Raw genomic sequence first — 22,181 nt, forward strand, 5'->3', positions numbered from 1 at the left:
ACTTGTTTTGTTTTTATTTTGTAGTGGTTAGAGTGTAGTTTCTAATCCACTCGCATTTTGGATATGAGCGGCGGCAATGACTGAAGAGTTATTGATAATCATTTACCTATCTAAACCTCAATACTGCTCATTGGTTTATAATCACTAGATATCACTGACCAAACTCCTAAATATAGACCTCATTCTCTTAATATTGACTGAGTGTTATTATCCAAAGCTGATTCAACCAAGACGCTTTGGCTGATATGTCTAGCTATAAAATACCGTCATAAAAAATAAACAATAATGCCTGCGAGGATATATGAGCACATCAGAAAAACCACTCCGAATAGACATCGTCTCAGACGTTGTATGCCCTTGGTGCGTCATCGGCTATCGCCAGCTGGCAGCAGCACTTGAGCAAACCAACACAAAACACACCATTCATTGGCATCCGTTTGAATTAAACCCCAATATGCCAAGCGAGGGGCAAAACTTGCGTGAGCACATTATCGAAAAGTATGGCTCGACTAAAGAAGAGTCAGATGCTAGCCGAGTCAGAATGACTGAAGCTGGACAGGAAGTTGGCTTTGAATTTAATTTCAATGATGACACTCGCATGCACAATACATTTAATCTGCATCAGCTGCTGCATTTTGCAGACCAGCAAGGATATATGCATGAGTTAAAACAAGCGTTATTTGCGGCACATTTTACCGATAACAGAAACATCTCCGATATCAATGTGCTTGCTGACATTGCAGCTGAGACTGGACTGGATCGTAGTGAGGCACTGGCAGTGCTAGAAGGTCAGTTCTTTGCAAAAGAAGTGCGAGCAGAAGAACAGCATTGGCAACAGCAAGGCATTCAAAGTGTGCCGGCGATTATCTTCAACGAGCGTCATTTGGTCAGCGGTGCGCAAGGGGTTGAAAATTACATCAGCATATTAGAACAATTGGCGAATATGACTGACTAAACCGTCTGTCATTGTAAAAAATAAAATAAAAAAAAGCTGCTTCAAAATTGAAGCAGCTTTTTTTATTGTAGCGTCATCAGGTTAAAACTGTGATTTTGATATTACTGTCAGTAACGACGCTTAGAAATTGACAACCGTACGAATGCTCTCGCCTTTGTGCATTAAGTCAAACGCTTCGTTCACGTCTTCTATTGGCATCGTGTGTGTGATAAAGTCTTGTAAAGGAATCTCACCTGCCAGATAGCGCTCGACATAACCTGGTAGCTCCGTACGGCCTTTCACACCACCAAATGCTGAACCTTTCCAGACGCGACCCGTCACTAACTGGAATGGACGGGTTGAGATTTCTTGTCCAGCACCAGCGACACCGATGATGACTGACTCGCCCCAACCTTTGTGGCAGCACTCTAGCGCTGAACGCATGACATCAACGTTACCGATACATTCAAACGAATAATCCACACCGCCATCGGTTAGCTCAACAATAACTTCTTGAATCGGTTTGTCGTAGTCTTTTGGATTGATGCAATCGGTTGCGCCTAGTTTTTTAGCCAACTCAAACTTGCTCTCGTTAATATCAATCACAATGATACGGCTGGCTTTTGCCATCGCCGCACCGATGACTGCGGATAGTCCAATGCCGCCTAGACCAAAGATAGCAACGGTAGCGCCCTCTTCGACTTTAGCCGTATTCATGACCGCACCCATGCCTGTGGTAACACCGCAACCAAGCAAACAAACTTCTTCTAGTGGGGCCTCTTTATTGACTTTAGCCAAAGAAATCTCTGGTAAAACCGTGTACTCAGAAAACGTTGAGCAACCCATATAGTGATAGATAGGCTCGCCGTCTTTGTAAAAACGCGTCGTGCCATCTGGCATCAAGCCTTTACCTTGCGTCTCGCGTACTGCTGAGCAAAGATTGGTTTTGCCTGAGCGGCACATTTTACAAACGCCGCACTCTGCCGTGTATAACGGAATGACATGATCACCGACCTGAACGCTGGTTACGCCTTCGCCGACTTGCTCAACGATACCGCCACCTTCATGACCCAAAATCGCTGGGAATACGCCTTCTGGGTCTTCACCAGATAAGGTAAACGCATCTGTGTGACAGACACCACTGGCCACGATTTTTACCAGTACTTCGCCTTTACGTGGTAGCATGACGTCTACTTCTTCGATAGACAATGGCTGCTTTGGGCCCCAAGCGACGGCGGCTTTTGATTTGATAAATTTATCTGACATAGGAATCTCTCTTTTTGATTGTTATCGATGGATTGTAACGTAGCGTAAACTTAAAACGTCATTCACGCCCAATCATTATTTTTGTTCAATAAGGCTATCTGCTTGTTTTAATCGTCACGATTTCTGTGACTAAAACGGATAAAGACAAACTGAGCTTATCTTGCCTGCCCTATATAGGCAAGCATCGATGACCATAAAGCAGCATCTATTTACATTGATACTAACCATTATATTTATTTCTGAGAAGATAACAATATGCTATATTTGCAAATATCTTTTACATATTGGTAATAATCATGCGCTGGGAAGGGATTAGTGAGTTTGTCTGTGTGGCAGAGTACGGGAGCTTTACGCGCGCTGCAAAAGCGCTTGGTATCTCGACTGCGCAAGTCAGCCGTCAGATTAGTGCGTTAGAGGAGCGACTGAAGATCAAGCTGCTATATCGTACAACGCGTAAAGTCTCACTCACCGAAGAGGGCCGCGTGTTTTATCAGCATTGCCGCAGTGTGCTCGATGGTTTGAACGCGGCTGAGCAAGCGGTGAGCAATTTGCAATCAAAGCCTCAAGGCAGAATCAAACTGACCGCGCCTGTGACTTATGGCGAGCAACAATTGCTGCCCTTAATCAATGATTTTATGATGCAATATCGGGACATTGAGGTGACCGCTTTTTTGAGTAACCAAAAAATTGATTTAATCGAGGGTGGCTACGATTTGGCCATTCGTATTGGCAAGTTGTGCGACTCTACGATGATGGCAAAAAAGCTTAGCCTGCGCACCAATTTTGTCTGTGCGACACCAACCTATCTCAATCAATACGGGGTACCACGCACGCTTGACGATCTCAGCCAGCACAACTGTTTACTAGGGACACGCGACTATTGGCATTTTGTCGAAGATGGTACAGAAAAGAACTTGCGCGTCTCTGGTACCATACAGTGCAACAGCGGTTATAGTCTGGTTGATGCGGCGTTAAAAGGGCTGGGTATCGTACAACTGCCCGATTACTACGTACAAAAACATCTGGCATCGGGTGCGTTGGTGAGCGTACTCGACGACTATAGAGAACCCAAAGAAAGCATTTGGGCCATCTATCCACACAACCGTCAACTATCGCCAAAAATCAGACTACTGGTCGACTATTTGGCAGAGCGCTTGGTATAACGATCGATTGGAATATATTGCCATCCCCTACCTGATGACGCACAATGGATATTCGCCATGACTCACTAATGAATCGCTCAAGGATATCGCCATAATTAAGATCGTCTCTGATGAATTGCGAGCAAACCGTCGCCATTGATTTACCACAAAAAATCCTCATTAGCAAAGATGCCAATAAAAAGGTATGTCTCTCATACAACAATCCTGACTACCTAAAGACACGCCACCATATCAAAGGCTGTGATACTGAGCTTGATAATGCCTCAAAAGCGCTCAACGCGATCAGCAAGGCGGCAGTTGCCAAATAATACCAAACCAGAAAAGTATCATCTAAGCAAAAAAAAGGTGGGTGAGCAAAATCTCTACCCACCTTTTTCTTTGTGTAACTTATAAGCTGCATCAGTCACTATCAGATAACGATATTTCAGACTGCAGCTCTACTTTTAACTTCTTGGCGCACTCAATAATTTTTTTCCTGTCGGCAGGCAGTGCCCCATTCTCAAGGGCTGTTTCGCGCATTTGCACAGTAATATCATAATGCGGGTAGCTTGCGGTGCGGTGGAATAAACGTGGATCTACCTCAATCAATGCTGCAAAATCATGCAGCTCTTGCAAACTATCCGCAAGCATATGACACCATTTATAGCCTTTGAATTTTATCTGCACAAAATCTACATATACCGCCATATTACACTCTCTTGCTAACTCATTTTATTGAACAGTTCTAAAGCAATTTATCAGACATATAATAATTAAGACGTCCAATCTCAATACCAAGTGATTGAAAAATCACAGTAGATCGCGTACATTTTTTTTCAGCTGCTTAAGTAGTTTTTGATATTCACTATGGTTAGTATCCAAGTTACTCAAACGCCCATAACGTAACTGACGGTAGTTTTGCTTAATTTCAACCAGCTTTGTCTGAATCGCTATCGGGTTTTCACTGTTTGTTAAATGACTTGCATGACGGCGAGTATCGTCATCTAGGCGACTATCGATAGCAGATGCTAAGCGTTCTAGCCAAGCTAACTGCCCTTCATGATCCTCTCGAGCCAATAATTTATCGCGCTTGCCGATATGTTTTGAGAGCTGGGCAAGCAGCAAATCTGCTGGATGCCAGCGTTTGCGCCGGCGGCGCCAAATGATGAATACTAAGGTAGTCATAATAATAACAGCACTGGCCGCTAACCAGATGATTTGCTGCATGATAGAGCTGATGTTGAACCATTTTAGGAGCGAATCTGCTTGTTTGTCTTGGTCATAACCGACCACGTCTTTTTGCCAGTAATAGCTGGCTTGGTCAGACAAGCGACGTAGTGTTTGCAGCATTTGATACTGCTGATAGCTGATTTGCGCGCTGGCACCACTGCCAAACATGGCTGCGCCTTGCTGCTCGGTCATTGCATTCATACCCTGCTCAACGCGCTCAGGCGCCACAAATGACGTGGGATCGACGCGTACCCAGCCTTGGCCTTCGAGCCAAACCTCAGTCCATGCATGCGCATCCATCTGCCGCACTTCCCATACGTTGCCATTGCGACTGGGCTCGCCCCCTTGATAGCCCGCTATCACCCGCGCTGGGACACCAGCTGCGCGCATCATAAAAGTAAAGCTTGAAGAGTAATGCTCACAAAATCCTGCTTTGGTCTGAAACAAAAACTCATCGATACGATCAGTATTGAGTCGTGGCGGTGACAACGTATAGCGAAACTCTGTTTGATTGATCCAGCGCTCGATAGCAGCCATGTAGCGCACGGGATCTGAGCCTGATTGTACAAATAACTGCTGAGCAAGCGCGCGTGCTTGCGGATTACCCTCTGCTGGTAGTGCCAGATTTAGGCGTCTTGATGCATCAGTCAGAATCGGGTCAATACGCATCGGCGCAAACTGCAATACATCATAACGCAGCTGCTGCGTGACTGGCTGATCTTTTGATAATGTAAAGTTGGAAGTAATGTTGATATCTGGCTGCTGAGAAAAAGGATAATCGAGCCCGAATAACCAGTTCTGCTGAGTAGGTTCTAGGATAATTTGATAGCGAGTAGGTGTGGCTTGCACTTGCTCGGGAACAGTAGCAAAGGCATTTTGAATCCATGTAGGGGTTTGCGATCTAGTCGACCATTGGCTTACCTGATTGCTTGGTCGCCAGGTAACTCCGTCAAAATCACTAAACACGAGTCCGCGCCAATATAGTTGCTGTTGCGGTGGACGCTCATCGCCAAACTCTACGCGAAAAGCCAGCTCAGTTGACTGGCCTAAATTGGCAAAATCACCGGGTGACATACTATCAGACACACCTGTGGTCGCTTGCTGACCTGATAGTTGTACAGACCACAGTGGCGGCAGTCTTGGGAAAAATAGAAACAGCACCACCAACAATGGCAGTGCCCCAATCCCTAACACCCCTAAAGTACGCAGGCGTCCATCACCGTCATCATTGCTATCGTCGTTTAGGGCAATAAACGCCAATAGTACAATCACCGCTCCTACTATCACTTCTAGAGTGGTAATCAAACCTTGATCCATCAAAAACAAGGCCGCCAGTACAAATAACGATAGATTCAACACCACGTAAGCATCGCGCCGCTTGTACAGCTCCCAAAGCTTACTAGCGAGACATAGCACCAAAAATGCTACGCCCATGTCCAGCCCAAAGGCTGTGTTATACGTTAGCCACAGACCCACTAGGCCTAATAAAAAACCCAGCATCTGCATGCTTTGATAGACACGTTTTAAATGCGAGAGTTTTTTTAGCCGACTCTTGAGACGCGGTAGTTGGGCAATAATACTAATCGCCGCAAACCCGATTAACCATATTGGCAAGTGAGCAGCATGTGGCAACACGACTGCTATTTGAGCAATTAGCACCCAGTGGTAGGCTGGTAGAGCCAGTAGTCGCCGATACCATTTATTATCAGCTGCTATGCCACTTTTCGCTTGTATATTTTGACCGAGTGCTAACTGCTCAAATCTTGCCGTTTTTGTGGCATCGGTTGCAGAAAACTGTTTGGGTTCATTCATGGTGCTTTCGCCAGCCTTAGCAAGCACGCTTGCGCAAAAGTCTCGCCATCACCCACCGCTGCGCTAGTAGGCGTATCATTGGGTAAACGCATTTGAAAGGGCACGCCTAATTGACCCAATGTCAACGCCCCATGAGCCAATTGCGCAAGCTTCTGTTCATGATGAGCACCTGGCATATCTGCATAATCAAGCGTTTGCTCATGACCGACAGGGTCTGCAAAGTGTTTGGTAAACATGCCTTGACCCCGTGCCACATGGCCCCAAGAGACACGAGCCAGCGACTCCCCTTCGAGATAATTATCCAGTCGCTCAAAGTCGTCTTGCCCTTGTCGATATTGTCCGCCAATTGGCAGATCCTCCGAGCTTGCAACTGAATACTGCACCTGCCAGTCAAATGCTTCAGGTTTGGGATACACCCAAGTCTTACGCGCAAAATAGACATAAGACCAAGCACGCATAATACCCAAAGGATAAACGGTTTTAATTATTAGTCGTGGCAGCTCAAGAGGACCGCGATTGTAAGTTTGAACAGGTAGGCGAATAGTTTGCTCACTTTGTAGACTCGTTACGAGTATGGAGCTTTGCCGATTCGTGCCACTTTTATCCTTCTTGTCAGCTGCTTGCTCAAACTCAAATAATAACTGTCGCCGTGGTTGACGGCTCTCACTTTTGAGTTGCAGTGTCACCCAAGCAGGAGTACCGGCCTCTGTCATAGTCACTTCTAGCAGACGCACTTGCAGACCCGATATGTGCGCAAAAGTCACATGAAAACTAATCAACCAAACGCTGACCAGATAAAAGCACAAGCCAAGTACCAAGTTATTGCCATAATTGATACCCGCGATAAAGGTAATCACTAATAGCACAGCAAATAGCATACCCTCACGACTAAAAAAAATATAGACGTTGCGTAGATTGAGCGTCGCGCTATCATTTTTGGGTGCGCGCGAGGCAAACCAACGGCTCATTGCTGACCTGATTGACGCGGTTAAGGCTTTTGGTAAAAAGCTCATGACTACCCTATTCTTACCATGTAATTGACTCTAGTCGCTAGTCCTCAGACTAACGGACTCGATGATATAGCCATGTATTATTAAACCTGCTCGTACTTCAATATAGATAACTAAAAATATAGACAGCTAAACGATGACAGGCACGTCTGCTAAAATGCGTTGGGCGATGGTCTGCGGTGCTTGCCCACCTACCACTTGTGCAGGTGCAAAACGCTGCCCGAGACGATGATCAGCCACGGCAGCAAAGACCGCTTGGATATCTTCAGGCGTCACCTCCATATGCCCCGACACATAAGCATAAGCCTGTGCAGCACGCTGTAGCGATAGCACGCCACGTGGTGATAACCCATGATACTCTTGGCTTGCTCGAGTCTTTGCAACAAGTCTTTGTAGGTAATCCAATACCACGTCCGCCACATAAACTTGTTTTACGCCTTGTTGTGCCAATAGCACAGCCTCAGTATCAAGCACCGTATCTAGATCCTTTAATAGCTCACGGCGATCTTGACCTTTTAGCAGCTCACGCTCTGCCATAGGTGATGGATAGCCCAATGACACACACAGCAAGAACCTATCTAACTGTGATTCAGGTAACGGATAGACGCCAGCTTGTTGCAGTGGGTTTTGGGTTGCAATAACAAAGAACGGCTGCGGCAAGGGATAAGTTTGTCCATCTTGCGTCACTTGTCGCTCTTCCATTGCTTCAAGGAGTGCGCTTTGCGTCTTGGGGCTGGAGCGGTTGATTTCGTCAGCAAGTAGCAGTTGAGTAAAAATAGGACCGGGACGAAATTCAAAACGCAGTTTACTTTGGTCATAGATACTCATGCCTAAGATATCGGCAGGGAGCATGTCATTGGTGAACTGCACTCGGCTAAAACTCAGGCCTAACAGCTTAGCCAAACCTTGAGCCAGAGTTGTCTTACCCATACCAGGTAAATCTTGTAGCAATAAATGCCCACCTGCTAGTATGCCACTGAGTGCCAATTTAACTGCTTGCGGTTTGTCCAATACAATTTGGTTCAATTGCGCCATCAATTGTGCAATTTTCTGCTGATTGCATTGCAAATCGGTGCCACTAGGAACGGATTGACCAAGCGTTTTGGCTATTTTTTGATAGGTAGGTGATGGTGCTCTATCGTTAGGGGCATGGGTCATAGTAAATTATCGGCTCATTTTTTGGGTCATAACGATCAACCAGTAAGGTCAGTTCGCATCATCTACGACGATCGGCGCATCAGCGCGGAGGGTTGATAAATACGCAATAACATCCGCGCGCTCTTTAGCATCTGGCATAGGGTCTGATAGCATCTTTGAATCTGGCATGGCTTTTTGTGCATCCGCGATATAGGGATCGAGTGTTTTGGCGTCCCATACCCATCCTGACTCTGTGAGCCCTTCGCTATAAGTGTAATCTTTTAGCTCAGCAGCTGGTGCGCCGTATATATTCATTAATTGCGGGCCCTTTTTATTGAGACCAGCGTTGAGCTGGTGGCATTGACTGCAAGCATCTTGATAAATTAACGAGCCATTATCTGCATCTCCATTGACATATAATGGTAGTGTCACAGGGTCGCGATGATCAGGCGGGGTATGCTCACAAGCAGTGAGCAATAAAACAGCGGCAAAAAGACTGCTTATTTGATATTTACTAATAATAGACATTTTGGCAATCTTTGGTTGGTGAGCATTGGCGATAAAGATTTTGTAGCATCGCAATATGTTAACTGGCAATCTTTAGCGTTTTGCTAGGCTTTTCTAAATAGTATCCTTGCAGATAGCGCGCCCCCACACTCCATGCGACTGACATAGTCGCTGCATCTTCAATATACGGCATTAGCACATCAACATTTACCTCATTGATGCGCATGATAAGTGATTTAACCGTGTCTAAGTTATCTGCTGAATTGATATCTTGTACATAGTTACGCGCCAAACGCACGATATCCGGCTGCACTAAATTGGCAATTTCGATAGATTTGGCAGAAGAACCAAAATTAGTAATGCCCATTTGACAGTTGACTTCGTTAAGGGCCGAAAACTGGGATTTTGCCACAGTTAAATGATCCGAGATGTCTTTTTCGTTAAATTGCAACGTTAAGACACCAGCGGCGCCGCCTACTGCCTTGATCAGTTGGCTTGCAACATTAGGCAGTTTCTTATCAATTAATGAGGCACTGGTTAGCTGCACCAATAGTCTGGCTTCAGGATGCTCTTTACGGACATCATTGATTTTTTTGCACGCATTAATGAGTACCCAGCGATCTATCTTTTCAAGTAGCTTGTGTTTTCTGGCCACAGCCATAAACTGATCAGGAGTCAATACCGTGTTATCGGCATCGGCCAATGGCAGACGTAGATACACTTCAAAAAAGTCACTACGATCTTGATTGATATCGTATATTGGTTGAAATGACAGCTCAAATCGACTGTTTGTAATAGCATTAATCAGAGACTCAGCAAGCGCCTGATCATCACTATTGGCATGCTCACTCGGATCATATAGATGATAAGTACCACCATGGTTAGAGGTTTCGACCATGATCTGGCTAATAGCATCCATAGCACGCTCTATTATTATAGCGGGCTCTGCGGTATTTTTTTCGATTTTGACGATTGCGATACTTACCGTGGTACTCGTCGTACGCTTATCTACCTCAATGAGCATCTCACTGATACGCGAACCGATGTTCTCAGCCAGCTCTTCGAGCTCTGAGGTAGTTTTGTTTTTGACAAGTATCATAAATGCGGTATCACTAAAGCGGCTGACATGTCCATCCGATACCAGTTCATCTAGTGCATAGGCAACCTGTTTGACAGTCGTATCTACTCCTTGCAGACCGAGGCTACTTCTTATTTTTCCAATGTTATCGAGCTGTACATAGAGCAATGCTGCTGTCAGCACGCCTTGAGTTGCTTGCTGGTGCACTATCGCCATTTGCTCTTCAAAGCCGTGGCGATTATTCACACCTGTCAGGTTATCTTTACGCTCTGCTTCAGCCAAGCGTTTGGCAACCTCTGCGCTGTTGCTAGCATTTTGTTGTATGATAATCTGAGTAACGGGTTCGCCATCTAAAGTCGCAGATGCCAACTGTAATTTTGCCTCAAAAGTACTGCCATCCGTACGCACGCTTTCAAAGTTAAACTCGACTTCGTCACGGCTACCTTTGTCGAACTGACGTAGAAATTGCTTGAAGTCCTTGACACTATCGCCACCTGAAATCAAATCAATCACAGGTACCCCTATGACATCATTCATTGACCGAAAGCCAAACAGTTGAAGATAGGGATCATTGGCAAAGATATGGATACCTTCATCGATATAGGCAACTGCACTTTTCGAGTTTTTAATCAGCACATTGGCACGTTGCTCTGCTTCTGATAGGACATGGCGTAGTTTCTTGAGCTCACGGCGACTACGCAAGCTGTCATGCTGTAAGCAGATAGCCATAACGATAGCCATCTCTTGATCAGCCTTGAGTGCTTTGACCATGGTTCCGCTCATCACCGCAGGCAACCCTTCATCATTACACGCGGTCGATATTGCCTCACCCTTCATCAAATAAATCATCGGCAAATCAATGCTTTGCTCTTGAATGATGCCAACCACATCCGTAAAGCTCATATCATAAGCACTAACGAATACCAGCACATCCCACGACTGGCGCAGTACTTTTAGTAGCTCTTCTTTATCATCCAAAAATCCTAAATTCACGCTGTCATAATAATCACTCAGTAGATGTACAAGACGCTCAGCATAGAGCTGATCATCGTTAATCACTAATAGATTTAAGGTGGACTGAATGCGCATAGGTGGCCTTTTAATCTTATGGTTGTATCTTTATCTCTTATTTTTGACACCTTATACTGTTTCCAAAAATTAATCTGGCTTAGAAAACATTATAGAGAGTAGGCTCAGTAAGTATTGTGATAGTAGCTGAGTTTTAGTTGGCGTAATATATTCTAGCGCCCGAGGCATCTTATAAATTAGAGTAACAATATCGCTCATTATAGACAATAATTTGATTGACTGCAGGTTAACTTATGACCTTGTTTGTTTAATATCATTATCAAAAAAAACATCAGCCTTTTTTCTTATACGGTGCAACCCCTCTTTCTTTCAATATAGTAGAACCTCAATAAAATTGATACAGCATAGGAAACGCGCTCGATTAAACGCTACTTTTCTTGCTTGCTGTGACTGCGTCTTCAGAGGCTGCGAAAAATAGCGTTTAATCTTGCTATACCATTTTTATAATGGTTTCACTATAAATACATAAATAGACATTATTTTGCTATTTCGTATTGACTAAACCCTTCAGTTATCATCAATCTACGACCCAAACGTAGATGGGTTTGTTTACTGCTGATACGCATGATGACTCTATCACCAGGCTGAAAGTAAGACGAAGGTACAATCAGCGAACTCATGGTTTGCAGCTGCTCATCCTTACCCAGAATCAGCGCTGGCACAAAACAATGCTTCTGTGGGTCCCTCCCTTCCAAGCGCAATCCGCATGCCACAATCTGATGACCAAGCAATTGCCATTCAACCTCTTTGTTTTTGGTATCAAAATGCCGCCAACGTACTACCCCTATTGACCGATCAGGCTGCTCTGTCACATCAGGTTGACAGAGTAAGAACAAACTCATGATATGTAATGATGGCGGTGTGGTTGCAGCAAGCTCGCCATCTATCATATCCATATCAAGAGCTTCCTCTCCAACATGCTCTTCATTCAACACATCTACTGTTGGCACCAATCGCAGTGTACGAAATAATGACAGACTGTCATGGCTGTCAAACACCTCTATGTCTAATACGCTATTACTGTTTTGCTCTGTATTAAACGTGTCATAACGAGGGCGCTCATCTATGGATAACTCATCTATTGCTATCAAGCTAGCAAAGCTGCTTGAGTCAGCAACATGGTGATGGATACTGTTAAAACCAGCGATTAAACTCGCACGGTGTTTGAGACTATATTTAGTAGGCAGCGTGAGCTGTGGTTGTAGATAACGATAACTGACTGTCATTGATATTGTATTCAACAGACCGTGTCCTATCCCCACATTACTGCTCTCAGTGGATAGCTGCCTACGTGAATTAAAATACTGCACCATAGGAGTCAGCTCTAAAAACAAACAGTCATAGCGATCTTCATAGGGATTTATCTCAGAGTTGGGCGTTAGATACGTTGGTGGTTTATCACTCTGTAAATCTACGAACACGCGTGTTTCCGTCTTTGGTTCTATTGTCGCAACAATATAATGAGACCATTCAGGCAATAAACGTTGTACCAATAGAACATTAGGACGACGCATGGCACATACATTCAATAAACTATGCAAACATATTTGGCAATAAAGCTGATGAATACTATTTGTGTAGGGTGTCACTGTTTCTCGATTCAACTCGAGATGAGACACACGCTGTTGATAAGCGAGGTGGTACAACTGATTAATTCTGAACCAGAGATAATCTGATGGCTTGCGATAGCAAAGTGCCTCTTCACACAATAGCTTGTGGTACCTCAGCAGCGACTGATAAATGGCAACCGTAAGCGTATTGGCGCGCTTTTTATTGGTATTAAAATAGCGCGGAAAACCTTTCTTTAAAATATTTTTTGGCGGACTGTTTGATATTAATTCTTGACGACGTACAACCTTGTCATAAGCCAAAATAATTAAATAATGCAAGGATTTTACTTGAGCCACATAACCCAACTGCACCTCACTCAGCGCGCCTGTTTCATAAATATACTGCTGTCGTAACGTGGCAATCAACCGATCTGAAGCATCGCTCACAGCCGTCATCAGTTTAAGGCATTGAAGCTCATCTATATTGGCCTCGCATAATACGGAGAGAACTTTTTCTAAGTGCTCAGCTTGCTGCTCTTGGGTTTGTGAAGATAGCGTTGTCAATAGTTTGAGCAAATGATGCTCTTGGCCGCTCACTGATTGGTTTGGCGTTGGTAGTGGCTCTTTGGAAGAAAGGGCTTCTTGAAACTTAGATAAAGTTATCATCAGTATTCCTACTCACTGTTGGTCACTCTGAGTAAGTTGACAAGAGGCAAGTATGCAACCACACAAAGTAGAGCAATATCAGGTAAAAAGCATGCAAACTGTGTATTGTTTTAAAGAGACTATGGGTATGAACGATAGAAGTTTTATTGTTAGACAATATATTTTAGGCGTTCTATCAATATAATGTCTGATACCGTGACCCCCTTCTTATAAAAATCAGTCACTGACCAATTTTTATCAACAATCGTCTCTTTTTAACAGGTTTTTTCTGCACCCCTATATTGCCTGCATTAAATATGTTTGTAAATATCAATCGGCACCTTAAATGGCCTATTCGGCAGTTCTCTGACCAACTTAGGTACCAAATATCCCGGTAATGCTGCCAATATCGACCAGTAGAGCTCAATTGACGACCGCTCGTCGCTATCAAAATGCGCGGCACCAGCCACCTTATCCAATACGTACAAATAATACGGTAGTACGCCACAAGCAAACAAACGCTGGCTTAATTCTGTCTGAGCATCGATATTATCGTTAACACCTTTTAATAGTACTGCTTGATTTAGCATCGTCACGCCAGCTGCGCGAGCACGTTGAAGGTACTCTGCTGTCAGATCATCAATCTCATTTGCATGATTGCAGTGAATCACCATCACGATACGGCAACGACTTTGAGACAGTCTGTCTAATAGTGCGTCATCCAATCGGGCTGGAATAACCAACGGTAGACGAGTATGCAGTCGAATTGTCGTCAGCTGCGGAATAGATTCCAAAGTATCTAACCATGCAAACAGACGTCTATTGGTCACATTTAAAGGATCACCCCCGCTCAGAATCACTTCATTGATTTCAGGATGCGCGCTGATATAGTTGATGATATTTTCTTTTGCATCAGCAGTTGGCATATTGGCGCTATAGTCGAAATGCTGACGGAAACAGTAGCGACAATGAATCGCGCACGCCCCAGTAATCGTCAGTAATACTCTTGATTGGTACTTGTGCAGCATTCCTTTGACAGGGTTTTGGCTGTTTTCGCTTAAAGGATCTGCTACATAGCCTGTTACGTTGATTTGCTCTTGTTGGTCTGGCAGTATTTGTCTTAATAGCGGATCATCACGGTCGCCCACAGTCATTTTTGCCACGAAGCCGCGCGGCACACGCAGCACAAAATGCTTCGGCACATAGACGTCTGCGCGTAGTGAGTCGAGTTTTAGGAGACTGAGCAACTCGTCAACAGAGGTAATGGCTTCCGATAATTGCGTTTGCCAGTTTTTTTGTGTGATTAAATGGTTTATCATGACAGCCTACTACCTGTGCCCAAAATCGGATATTATACGCCCTTAGTGTCTACCCTATCAAAGTATATCGCTAATACGTAAGCACTTGGCTTGGCAGCAACTTTTGGTACAGTCAGCCTCATATCTATCTACTACCATATCTACAACCCCTAGGAGTCTCTTGTGGCAAGTTTTTCTACTAATGAATTTAAAGCTGGTCTAAAAGTCATGCTGGATGGCAACCCTTGTGCCATTCTTGAAAACGAATTTGTCAAACCCGGTAAAGGTCAAGCCTTTAACCGCGTTAAGCTGCGTAATCTTCGTAGTGGTAAAGTACTGGAGCAAACATTCAAATCAGGCGACAGCTTAGAAGCGGCTGATGTGATGGATACGGAAATGAACTATCTATACAATGATGGTGAGTTTTGGCACTTTATGCACCCTGAAAGCTTTGAGCAAATTCAAGCTGACAAAAACGCGATGGGCGACGCGATACAGTGGTTAAAAGAGAACAGCAATGCTCTATGCACCATTACTTTGTTCAATGGCACACCTTTATCAGTAACGCCGCCTAACTTTGTTGAATTACAAATCACAGAAACCGATCCTGGTGTACGCGGTGACACCTCAGGTGGCGGCGGCAAGCCGGCTAAGCTAGAAACTGGTGCCGTGGTACGTGTACCGCTATTTGTACAGCAAGGTGAAATCGTCCGTGTTGATACGCGTACGGGTGACTACCAAACTCGTGTAAACTAATAGCGCAATAAGCATGATTGATCGCTGAGATTGTTGTGTTGATCACTAATAAAAAAGCTTAACCGCTATATAAACGGTTAAGCTTTTTTGTGTTTACAGCGGCTGTATTCATTGTCGCATAGTCGCCTTTAACGTTTGGTAGCGCCTAGTATTTAGTTAGTCGCGCCTAATATTTAATAGTCATTGTCATGGCAATTATCATGATAACGACCTGTGACTTACTCCTCTTCTGATAGCTGCTTTTGTATCAACCAATATTGTACTAAAGCATTTAGCTGCTCCTTTTTAAAAGGTTTGGTGCAATAATCTTGCATACCCACTTTTAAGTACTTTTCGCGCTCTCCATCCATGGCATTGGCAGTCAAAGCGATAATAGGTGGTAGGTCTTGAGGGTCATAAAGCTCATGCAGCTTAATAGTGGCCTGTACACCATCCAAAATCGGCATGTGATGATCCATCAAGATGACATCATAACGTTTGGGAAACAAGGCAAAAGCTTCAATCGCTTGTTGACCATCAGTCACATGAGTGACGGTATGACCGCTATTGGTCAATGCCTTTCTGGCAATAATGGCATTGACGGTATCATCTTCTACCAATAAGATATGACCTGCACGCTCGTGGCTAGGCTCTGCCATTGTGAGATCATGAGAGTCTTGCCATGTTTCGTATTTCTCTTCATCAATAGTCGGTAGCGGCAATAACACTCGAAATGTAGTACCAACGCCTACGGTACTATCGACACAAATATACCCACCCATCAGATCGACAAGAGATTTGCAGACGGAGAGCCCAAGACCTGTACCACCATAAAGGCGATGCGTGAATTTATTGGCTTGATCATAAGCATCAAATATTGCCTCTAATGACTCAGCTTTTATACCGACACCTGTATCTGTGACCTCAATACATAAGGTCATATTTTTATCCGCCTTACGTTCTAACGTCTCCTGCCTCATGCTATTTTTGTCAATATTTTCGCGATAGCAATTATTCATATGCTTGACATCAATACTCACTCTCCCGCCTTCACGGGTAAACTTAATCGCGTTATTCACAAGATTTGCGATGATTTGTTTGAGGCGTACTGGATCCCCTTTCACATAAGGTGATAATGACTCGGTATAATGATAATCTAGCGTCAAACCTCGTTGACGTGCCTTAATAGAAAATAGGCTGACCACTTCATTACATAATGTAGATAAATTGAGTGGGATAGAATCGATAGTCATTTTTCCAGACTCAACTTTCGATAAGTCCAAAATCCCATTAATAATCACCATCAAATGCTCATTAGAGACTTTGATGTTATCTACATACTCTCGCTGTTCAGCGCTAAGCTCGGTGTCACCTAGCATCTCTACCATACCAATGATACCGTTCATTGGTGTTCGTATTTCGTGACTCATATTGGCCAAAAAGTTAGATTTCATCTCATTGGCGTGTTTGGCATCACGTTCTTTATCCTGTAGCTTCAACGCATCTGCTGCCATCATCGCAAACTGCGCCAATACCTCTTTTTGTTGGTCACTAAAGCTATGGTTGGGCTTGGTATCCATCAGGCATAATGAACCTAACCGGTAACTTTTATTGCCCTCATGCAAAATGATCGGTGCACCCGCATAAAACCGCAAATGAGACAAGCCAGTAACTAATGGGTTCTGACGAAAGCGACTGTCCTCCAATGCATCTGGCACCACAAAGACTTCGTTAGATAAAACCGTATAATTACAAAAGGCTACTTCACGTGTTGTGGTACGTACACTCTCAGTCTCACTGTTGAATTTGCAGGCTGTTTTTAAATATTGCGTTTCCTCATCCATAAAAGTGATCGTTACCACCGGCACATCAAAAAACAGCTTTACGAGTGCAACGAGTCGATCAAATGCAGGCTCCTCATCTTCATTGAGTACCTGATATTTTTTCAACTTGTTGATACGCTCTACTTCATCTACCGCTACTGGGTAGCTGCTTTTAGGTGAGTTAGATATAGACAAGATCGACTCCATTAAATAATATCAGACGCTCGATTGGTGACTCGTCTGCTTTATCAATAATTGTAACGCTTCATTGACCATAATCATTGCGACCACCGATGTGACGACCACTGCCGACCCATAACCACCACATTGTAATCCGCCTGCTTGGCAGCTCTTATCCACATGTGGTGGCTCGGTAGAATAAACACATTTGATACCGAACTTCTCTTTTAGCGCGCTATTGATGCCTTTTTCGTGGCGCAGCTTGTTACGCAATTTGGCAAGCAATGGATCTTGATAGCTATCACGCAAGTCGCTCACTCTTATTTGACTTGGATCTATCTTACCACCTGCACCACCTGCACAGACCAGCTTTAATTTATTAAAACGGCAATGTAGGGCAATCGCCAGCTTGGCATTCATATCATCCACGCAATCTAAAATTACAGTAGGCCTACCTTGATCGGCAGCTGCTTTCGCTTCGTGGCGACTCGGCAGTAGCGCTGCGACGTTTTCGACGGTCAAGAAATCATCAACGAGATTTAAGGTGACTTGAGGGTTGATCTCCTTAATACGTGCCGCCATTGCCTCAATTTTGCTTTGACCAAACGTACTGTCTAACGCCGGTAGCTGCCGATTGACATTAGAGGCCACCAAAACGTCCAAATCAATCAAGGTAATCATACCGACTGCCGTACGTGCCAGCGCTTCTGCCGCCCAAGAACCAACACCGCCTACCCCAATGATATAAACATGCGACGCTGCAAACGTATTGACAGCTGATGTGCCATAAAGCGTACGCGTACCTTGGAAGCGGCGGTCATACTGCTCATTTTTTTCATCTACGCTAGCTTGTACATTATCATATTCGGTAGTGACTGGCTCTACGACTGGGTGCTCAATTTGTCTGGTTTCATTCATAGCTTTTTAAATACTCTTTTTAAATATTTTGACTGTGCTTACTTCATCTTTTAAGTATAAGTTTAATAATTATGTTGGGTAGGCCCAGTTTACTTTTAGAGCATCGCAGCTATTTTGCCATAACTGCTTAGCAAGTTTATCCTGTGAGACACCCAATAATTCACTTAAACTCGACAATACCCAAGGCAAATTAGCAGGAATATTCCTATCATGTGCGTGGGCTGCCTCCCATTCATTGTCTAGGCTTTGTCCAACGGCTGAATGCTGACTATTTGAATTTTGACACATAATCGGCGTCATATCCGGACAGTCTGTCTCAATCACCAAGCACTCAATACCATATGTATCCACAGCGGCCTGAATAGCACGGCGCAGTTTTTTGGCGTTCGGATTGGTCACCTGACCTGTAACACCCAGCTTAAACCCTAGTTTCACAAATGCCTTGGCTTCTTGTTCACCACCACTAAAACTATGCGCAATACCGCCCAATGTATGAGCATCGTATTCATGCGCTTTTAATATAGCAAGCGCTTCGGCATGCGCCTTACGAATATGAAGCATCACTGGCAACTGATAGGTCACAGCGATATCTAGCTGCGCCTTAAAGAACCGCTTTTGTTTATCAAAAACATCAGGCTCTTTCATTGCGTCAGTAAAGGTATCCAAGCCAATTTCACCAATGGCTAATGGTCGACAGGCAGCAACCATTTGTGCCAATTCTGTCAAATGAGCATCAGTATGCTGCTCGATATAAAAAGGATGTAAGCCTAGCGCAATATGGGTACAGAAATCAGACTCGTTATGCTCGCCAGTGTCTATGCCAAAACGCTTTGATAACTTATCGATCAACTGCTTAGTGTCATACATACGCTCAAAATGCTGATAAAGATAACCAACCAGCACAAGATGACGTATACCTTGATGGTAAGCTTTTTGCACCTGTTGCTCTCGATCATTATCAAATACTGGCGCATCAAAATGTGTATGGGTATCAATGAGCGGATAACAATTGCTCAAGGCTTGATTTACCCTATTTGATGACTCAGGACCAGACATAAATACCCTCCAAAAACAACGTGTTTAGCAAAATACCTTATCAACCATCATATTATACACATGGTTGTAGTAACAGCTTATTCAAGCAATGCCTCGTTTATTATAAAGCGCTATGCGCCCCTACTGGGTATCCTTATCCCCGTGATGAGCATTCTTATTTTTTAAATTTGCGATATTAGTGTCAGTCACCTTATCGGATTTTCGACTACTACGCCGAGGAATAATCAATAAGGCGGTGGCCACAGCACCCAAGACCAGCCAACTTTTACCCCTTTTATGATTTGCCATGACTGTCTCTACCTATTGATACAGCACCAATTTTATGGATATAAATGTGCATACTTATTTTTATCTCACTAAAGTTTAGTATACGTAAAATACGACGGTCGCTCTGTTTAGCTGTGTTACGAATACGCAAGCCAATGTATGATGTAATTTTTGTTTATTACACCGTACATTGGCTTGTGCTGATTTAATATATCAGTTGTTTAAAGTGGTGGTTAATAACTGCTTTAACGATTGAGAGGATATGTCGTTATACCATCGTTGGGACTATCTACCTTAGTGAAACCTTGAGGGGTTGACCGCAGGGTTTGATCGCGCTTAGGAATAAGGGGGTTGAGCGGCATCAATTCATAGTCTGAATCGACATTACCATCCCAGCCCTGTGTTCCACTCAACGGGAGCTGTTTGATCGTACCATTTTTATCGATGACCAATTGCAGTACACGCATCTGGTTAAATTTACGCTCAGTCACACTGGCAACCGCGCCGCCATCACGTAAGATGGTTGGTTGTAAAAATATGATCAAGTTACTCTTTTGAGTACTGTCATTGTCGGAGCGGAACAACCTGCCAATCACTGGTACATTTCCTAAGCCCGGAACTTTTTGCTGGCGTGTGGTGCTATTGTCACGCATCAAACCACCTAGGGCGATGGTCTGCTGATCATCGGCTAAAATCGTTGTATTAATGAGACTTTTATTGGTAGTCAAACCACTAGCATTGCCAGTAGTACCTGGTACGACGGAAGATACTTCTTGTGAGACCTCCAAACGTACGGTGCCATTATCACCAATATGAGGGATAACGTTAAGATTGATACCAATATCTTGACGATCAATGGTCTGGAAAGGGTTGTTTGAGTTATTACCACTAGTAGTATAAGAACCTGTGACAAAAGGTACGTTTTGACCAACCAAGATACTGGCCTTTTCATTATCCAATGTCAAAATAGACGGCATGGACAATAGATTGGCACTAGTAGAAGAGTCGAGTGCCTGCAAAATGGCACCATAAAATTCCGTATTACCCTGACTGTCTTTTCGGCTATCGCCAATCCCAACCAAAGCACCAACGATAGAGCTGGCAGCGGAGCTAATACCTGCGGCGCTCGCAGCAGCACTACCACCCAATGCGGCAGCGGCCAAGGTGGTCGCACTAGCACCGACATTATTGAAGTTGACGACACCATAGCCACTATTGGCATTACCAAGCGCCCACTGAACGCCTAGCTGGGTTGCATCATCACCTGAGACTTCAACGATAGCAGCTTGAATTAAGACTTGGGCGCGGCGACTGTCCAATTGATTGACCGCATCTTCAATCTCAAACATGAGCTCAGGGGCAGCATTAACGATAACGGCATTTTGCGTCTCGTCAGCGATGATACTAAAGGGTTTTCCACCAACGCCTGTACCGCTTCCACTGGTATTGCTAGCAGGCACAACTGATGTACTACTGCTACTGCCAATACTCTCACTCGCCGCACTGTTAATGGTTGCCCCTGTACTGCTTGCATCATTTAAAGAAGCGGACTCTAACGTTGAGGTGGCTCCAGCGCTATTAATCGATTGATTGGCCAAAAGGCCTCGTAGCATATCGGCAATATGGCTAGCACTGGCATACTTTAGGCGAAAGACACGTAAACCGCTCAGTCTTCTTGTCGGTGTGGTATCTAGTTGATTAACCATCTCCTGTACTTTGGCAATCATCTCAGGACTGCCTTTGACCAGCAATCGATCACTTGATGAATCAGCGATCACTTTGAGCTGATTATTACCACCTTGTGCTTGTCCGCTACCAGCGCTTGCCACCAAGGCACTGATTAGCTCCATCATACGTTCGGCATCGACGTGGCGTAGTGGTATCACTTGCAGACTGTCATTAATATTGCTATCCAAGTCACGGATAAGTGCGGTGAGTTGATTCAGGCTATCCGCGCGATCTGATAGCACCAGCGCGTTCACACCAGGCACAGCGGCGGCATGTGCAGACTGTGGCATCAAAGGTCTTATAACGCCCAACACTTCTGCTGCTTGAGTGTTTGTTAAATAAATCACTCGGGTTGCGAGCGACTCACCGACACTATTGCCGCGTAAATCAACGGCGACACCAGACTGCTTGGCGACATTGTCTGGCACCAGTTTGATCGTCGTACCTGACTCTATCGCTGCAATCCCATTGACCTGCATGACACTTAAGAACAGCTGATAAATCTCATCACGCGATAAGGCTTTGTTTGAGATGACCGTCACATTGCCGTTGATACGAGGATCAAGGACAAAGTTTTGGTCGGTGATGGTTGCCACTTCATTAATAAAAGCTTTGATATCGGCATCTTGTAAGTTTACCTTCCAGCTCTCAGCACTCGCTAGGCCCATGCTAGCAGCCCATAAGGGTACCGCTAGGCAAAGAGGACGACACAGGCGCATCAAACGCGGCAGGATACGGTGTAACGGTGTGGCTGAAAATTGATGAAAACTTACCAT

At 44.4% G+C, this 22,181-nt stretch carries 17 protein-coding genes; 4 read left to right on the forward strand and 13 right to left on the reverse strand.

Features of this window, described 5'->3' with window-relative positions; all coding sequences use genetic code 11:
- The first annotated feature begins 301 nt into the window (after positions 1 to 301).
- On the forward strand, positions 302 to 955 hold the full coding sequence (locus CUR83_RS10670) for a DsbA family oxidoreductase (RefSeq protein ID WP_284719626.1): 654 nt from the start codon (positions 302 to 304) through the stop codon (positions 953 to 955).
- A 120-nt stretch (positions 956 to 1,075) separates the two neighbouring features.
- Here the strand turns inward: CUR83_RS10670 and CUR83_RS10675 are convergent, their stop codons facing one another.
- Positions 1,076 to 2,185 carry an S-(hydroxymethyl)glutathione dehydrogenase/class III alcohol dehydrogenase gene (locus CUR83_RS10675; RefSeq protein WP_425301328.1) on the reverse strand — a complete coding sequence of 370 codons (1,110 nt, stop codon included), beginning with the start codon at positions 2,183 to 2,185 and terminating at the stop codon, positions 1,076 to 1,078.
- Positions 2,186 to 2,496: 311 nt separating this feature from the next.
- On the opposite strand from CUR83_RS10675, the gene CUR83_RS10680 reads away from it, so the two are divergent.
- Both CUR83_RS10680 and CUR83_RS10685 read left to right on the forward strand, forming a co-directional pair.
- Entirely contained in the window at positions 2,497 to 3,363 is an 867-nt protein-coding gene (locus CUR83_RS10680; protein WP_284719627.1) for a LysR family transcriptional regulator, read from the forward strand.
- Positions 3,364 to 3,473: 110 nt separating this feature from the next.
- The gene (locus tag CUR83_RS10685) at positions 3,474 to 3,671 is read left to right on the forward strand and encodes a DUF302 domain-containing protein (protein ID WP_284719628.1); all 198 of its coding nucleotides are present in this window, start codon (positions 3,474 to 3,476) and stop codon (positions 3,669 to 3,671) included.
- Between the two features lie 91 nt (positions 3,672 to 3,762).
- On the opposite strand, the gene CUR83_RS10690 is transcribed toward CUR83_RS10685, so the two are convergent.
- The 8 genes from CUR83_RS10690 to epmB form a co-directional block, all read right to left on the reverse strand.
- On the reverse strand, positions 3,763 to 4,050 hold the full coding sequence (locus tag CUR83_RS10690; RefSeq protein WP_284719629.1) for a DUF4031 domain-containing protein: 288 nt from the start codon (positions 4,048 to 4,050) through the stop codon (positions 3,763 to 3,765).
- 102 nt (positions 4,051 to 4,152) lie between these two features.
- On the reverse strand, positions 4,153 to 6,384 hold the full coding sequence (locus CUR83_RS10695; RefSeq protein ID WP_284719630.1) for a transglutaminase TgpA family protein: 2,232 nt from the start codon (positions 6,382 to 6,384) through the stop codon (positions 4,153 to 4,155).
- Positions 6,381 to 7,352 (reverse strand): DUF58 domain-containing protein, encoded by a 972-nt coding sequence (locus tag CUR83_RS10700; protein ID WP_284719631.1) that lies wholly within the window; start codon positions 7,350 to 7,352, stop codon positions 6,381 to 6,383. Before CUR83_RS10700 ends, CUR83_RS10695 begins: the two co-directional genes overlap by 4 nt.
- Positions 7,353 to 7,523: 171 nt before the next feature.
- A complete protein-coding gene (locus tag CUR83_RS10705; protein WP_284719632.1) occupies positions 7,524 to 8,552 on the reverse strand; it encodes an AAA family ATPase in 1,029 nt (342 codons plus the stop codon).
- 48 nt (positions 8,553 to 8,600) lie between these two features.
- Positions 8,601 to 9,059: a c-type cytochrome gene (locus tag CUR83_RS10710; protein WP_058024410.1), complete on the reverse strand. Its 459-nt coding sequence runs from the start codon at positions 9,057 to 9,059 to the stop codon at positions 8,601 to 8,603.
- Between the two features lie 58 nt (positions 9,060 to 9,117).
- Positions 9,118 to 11,205, reverse strand: coding sequence for an EAL domain-containing protein (locus CUR83_RS10715; protein WP_093070590.1), 2,088 nt, complete (start codon positions 11,203 to 11,205; stop codon positions 9,118 to 9,120).
- Between the two features lie 476 nt (positions 11,206 to 11,681).
- Positions 11,682 to 13,421, reverse strand: a complete 1,740-nt coding sequence (locus CUR83_RS10720) for a hypothetical protein (protein WP_284719633.1) — start codon at positions 13,419 to 13,421, stop codon at positions 11,682 to 11,684.
- A gap of 290 nt (positions 13,422 to 13,711) precedes the next feature.
- Entirely contained in the window at positions 13,712 to 14,719 is a 1,008-nt protein-coding gene (gene epmB / locus CUR83_RS10725; RefSeq protein ID WP_284719634.1) for an EF-P beta-lysylation protein EpmB, read from the reverse strand.
- Positions 14,720 to 14,881: 162 nt separating this feature from the next.
- On the opposite strand from epmB, the gene efp reads away from it, so the two are divergent.
- The gene (efp, locus tag CUR83_RS10730; protein ID WP_058025610.1) at positions 14,882 to 15,454 is read left to right on the forward strand and encodes an elongation factor P; all 573 of its coding nucleotides are present in this window, start codon (positions 14,882 to 14,884) and stop codon (positions 15,452 to 15,454) included.
- Between the two features lie 218 nt (positions 15,455 to 15,672).
- Here efp and CUR83_RS10735 read toward each other — a convergent pair whose 3' ends face one another.
- The 4 genes from CUR83_RS10735 to gspD form a co-directional block, all read right to left on the reverse strand.
- A complete protein-coding gene (locus tag CUR83_RS10735; protein WP_227517190.1) occupies positions 15,673 to 17,451 on the reverse strand; it encodes a GAF domain-containing hybrid sensor histidine kinase/response regulator in 1,779 nt (592 codons plus the stop codon).
- A 21-nt stretch (positions 17,452 to 17,472) separates the two neighbouring features.
- Positions 17,473 to 18,354, reverse strand: a complete 882-nt coding sequence (locus CUR83_RS10740) for a tRNA threonylcarbamoyladenosine dehydratase (protein WP_071002195.1) — start codon at positions 18,352 to 18,354, stop codon at positions 17,473 to 17,475.
- Positions 18,355 to 18,423: 69 nt separating this feature from the next.
- Positions 18,424 to 19,410 (reverse strand): TatD family hydrolase, encoded by a 987-nt coding sequence (locus tag CUR83_RS10745; RefSeq protein ID WP_071002196.1) that lies wholly within the window; start codon positions 19,408 to 19,410, stop codon positions 18,424 to 18,426.
- A 512-nt stretch (positions 19,411 to 19,922) separates the two neighbouring features.
- On the reverse strand, positions 19,923 to 22,181 hold the full coding sequence (gspD, locus tag CUR83_RS10750; RefSeq protein WP_284719635.1) for a type II secretion system secretin GspD: 2,259 nt from the start codon (positions 22,179 to 22,181) through the stop codon (positions 19,923 to 19,925).

The sequence above is a fragment of the Psychrobacter pocilloporae genome (assembly GCF_029872915.1).
In the GTDB taxonomy this organism is placed as follows: Bacteria; Pseudomonadota; Gammaproteobacteria; order Pseudomonadales; family Moraxellaceae; genus Psychrobacter; species Psychrobacter pacificensis.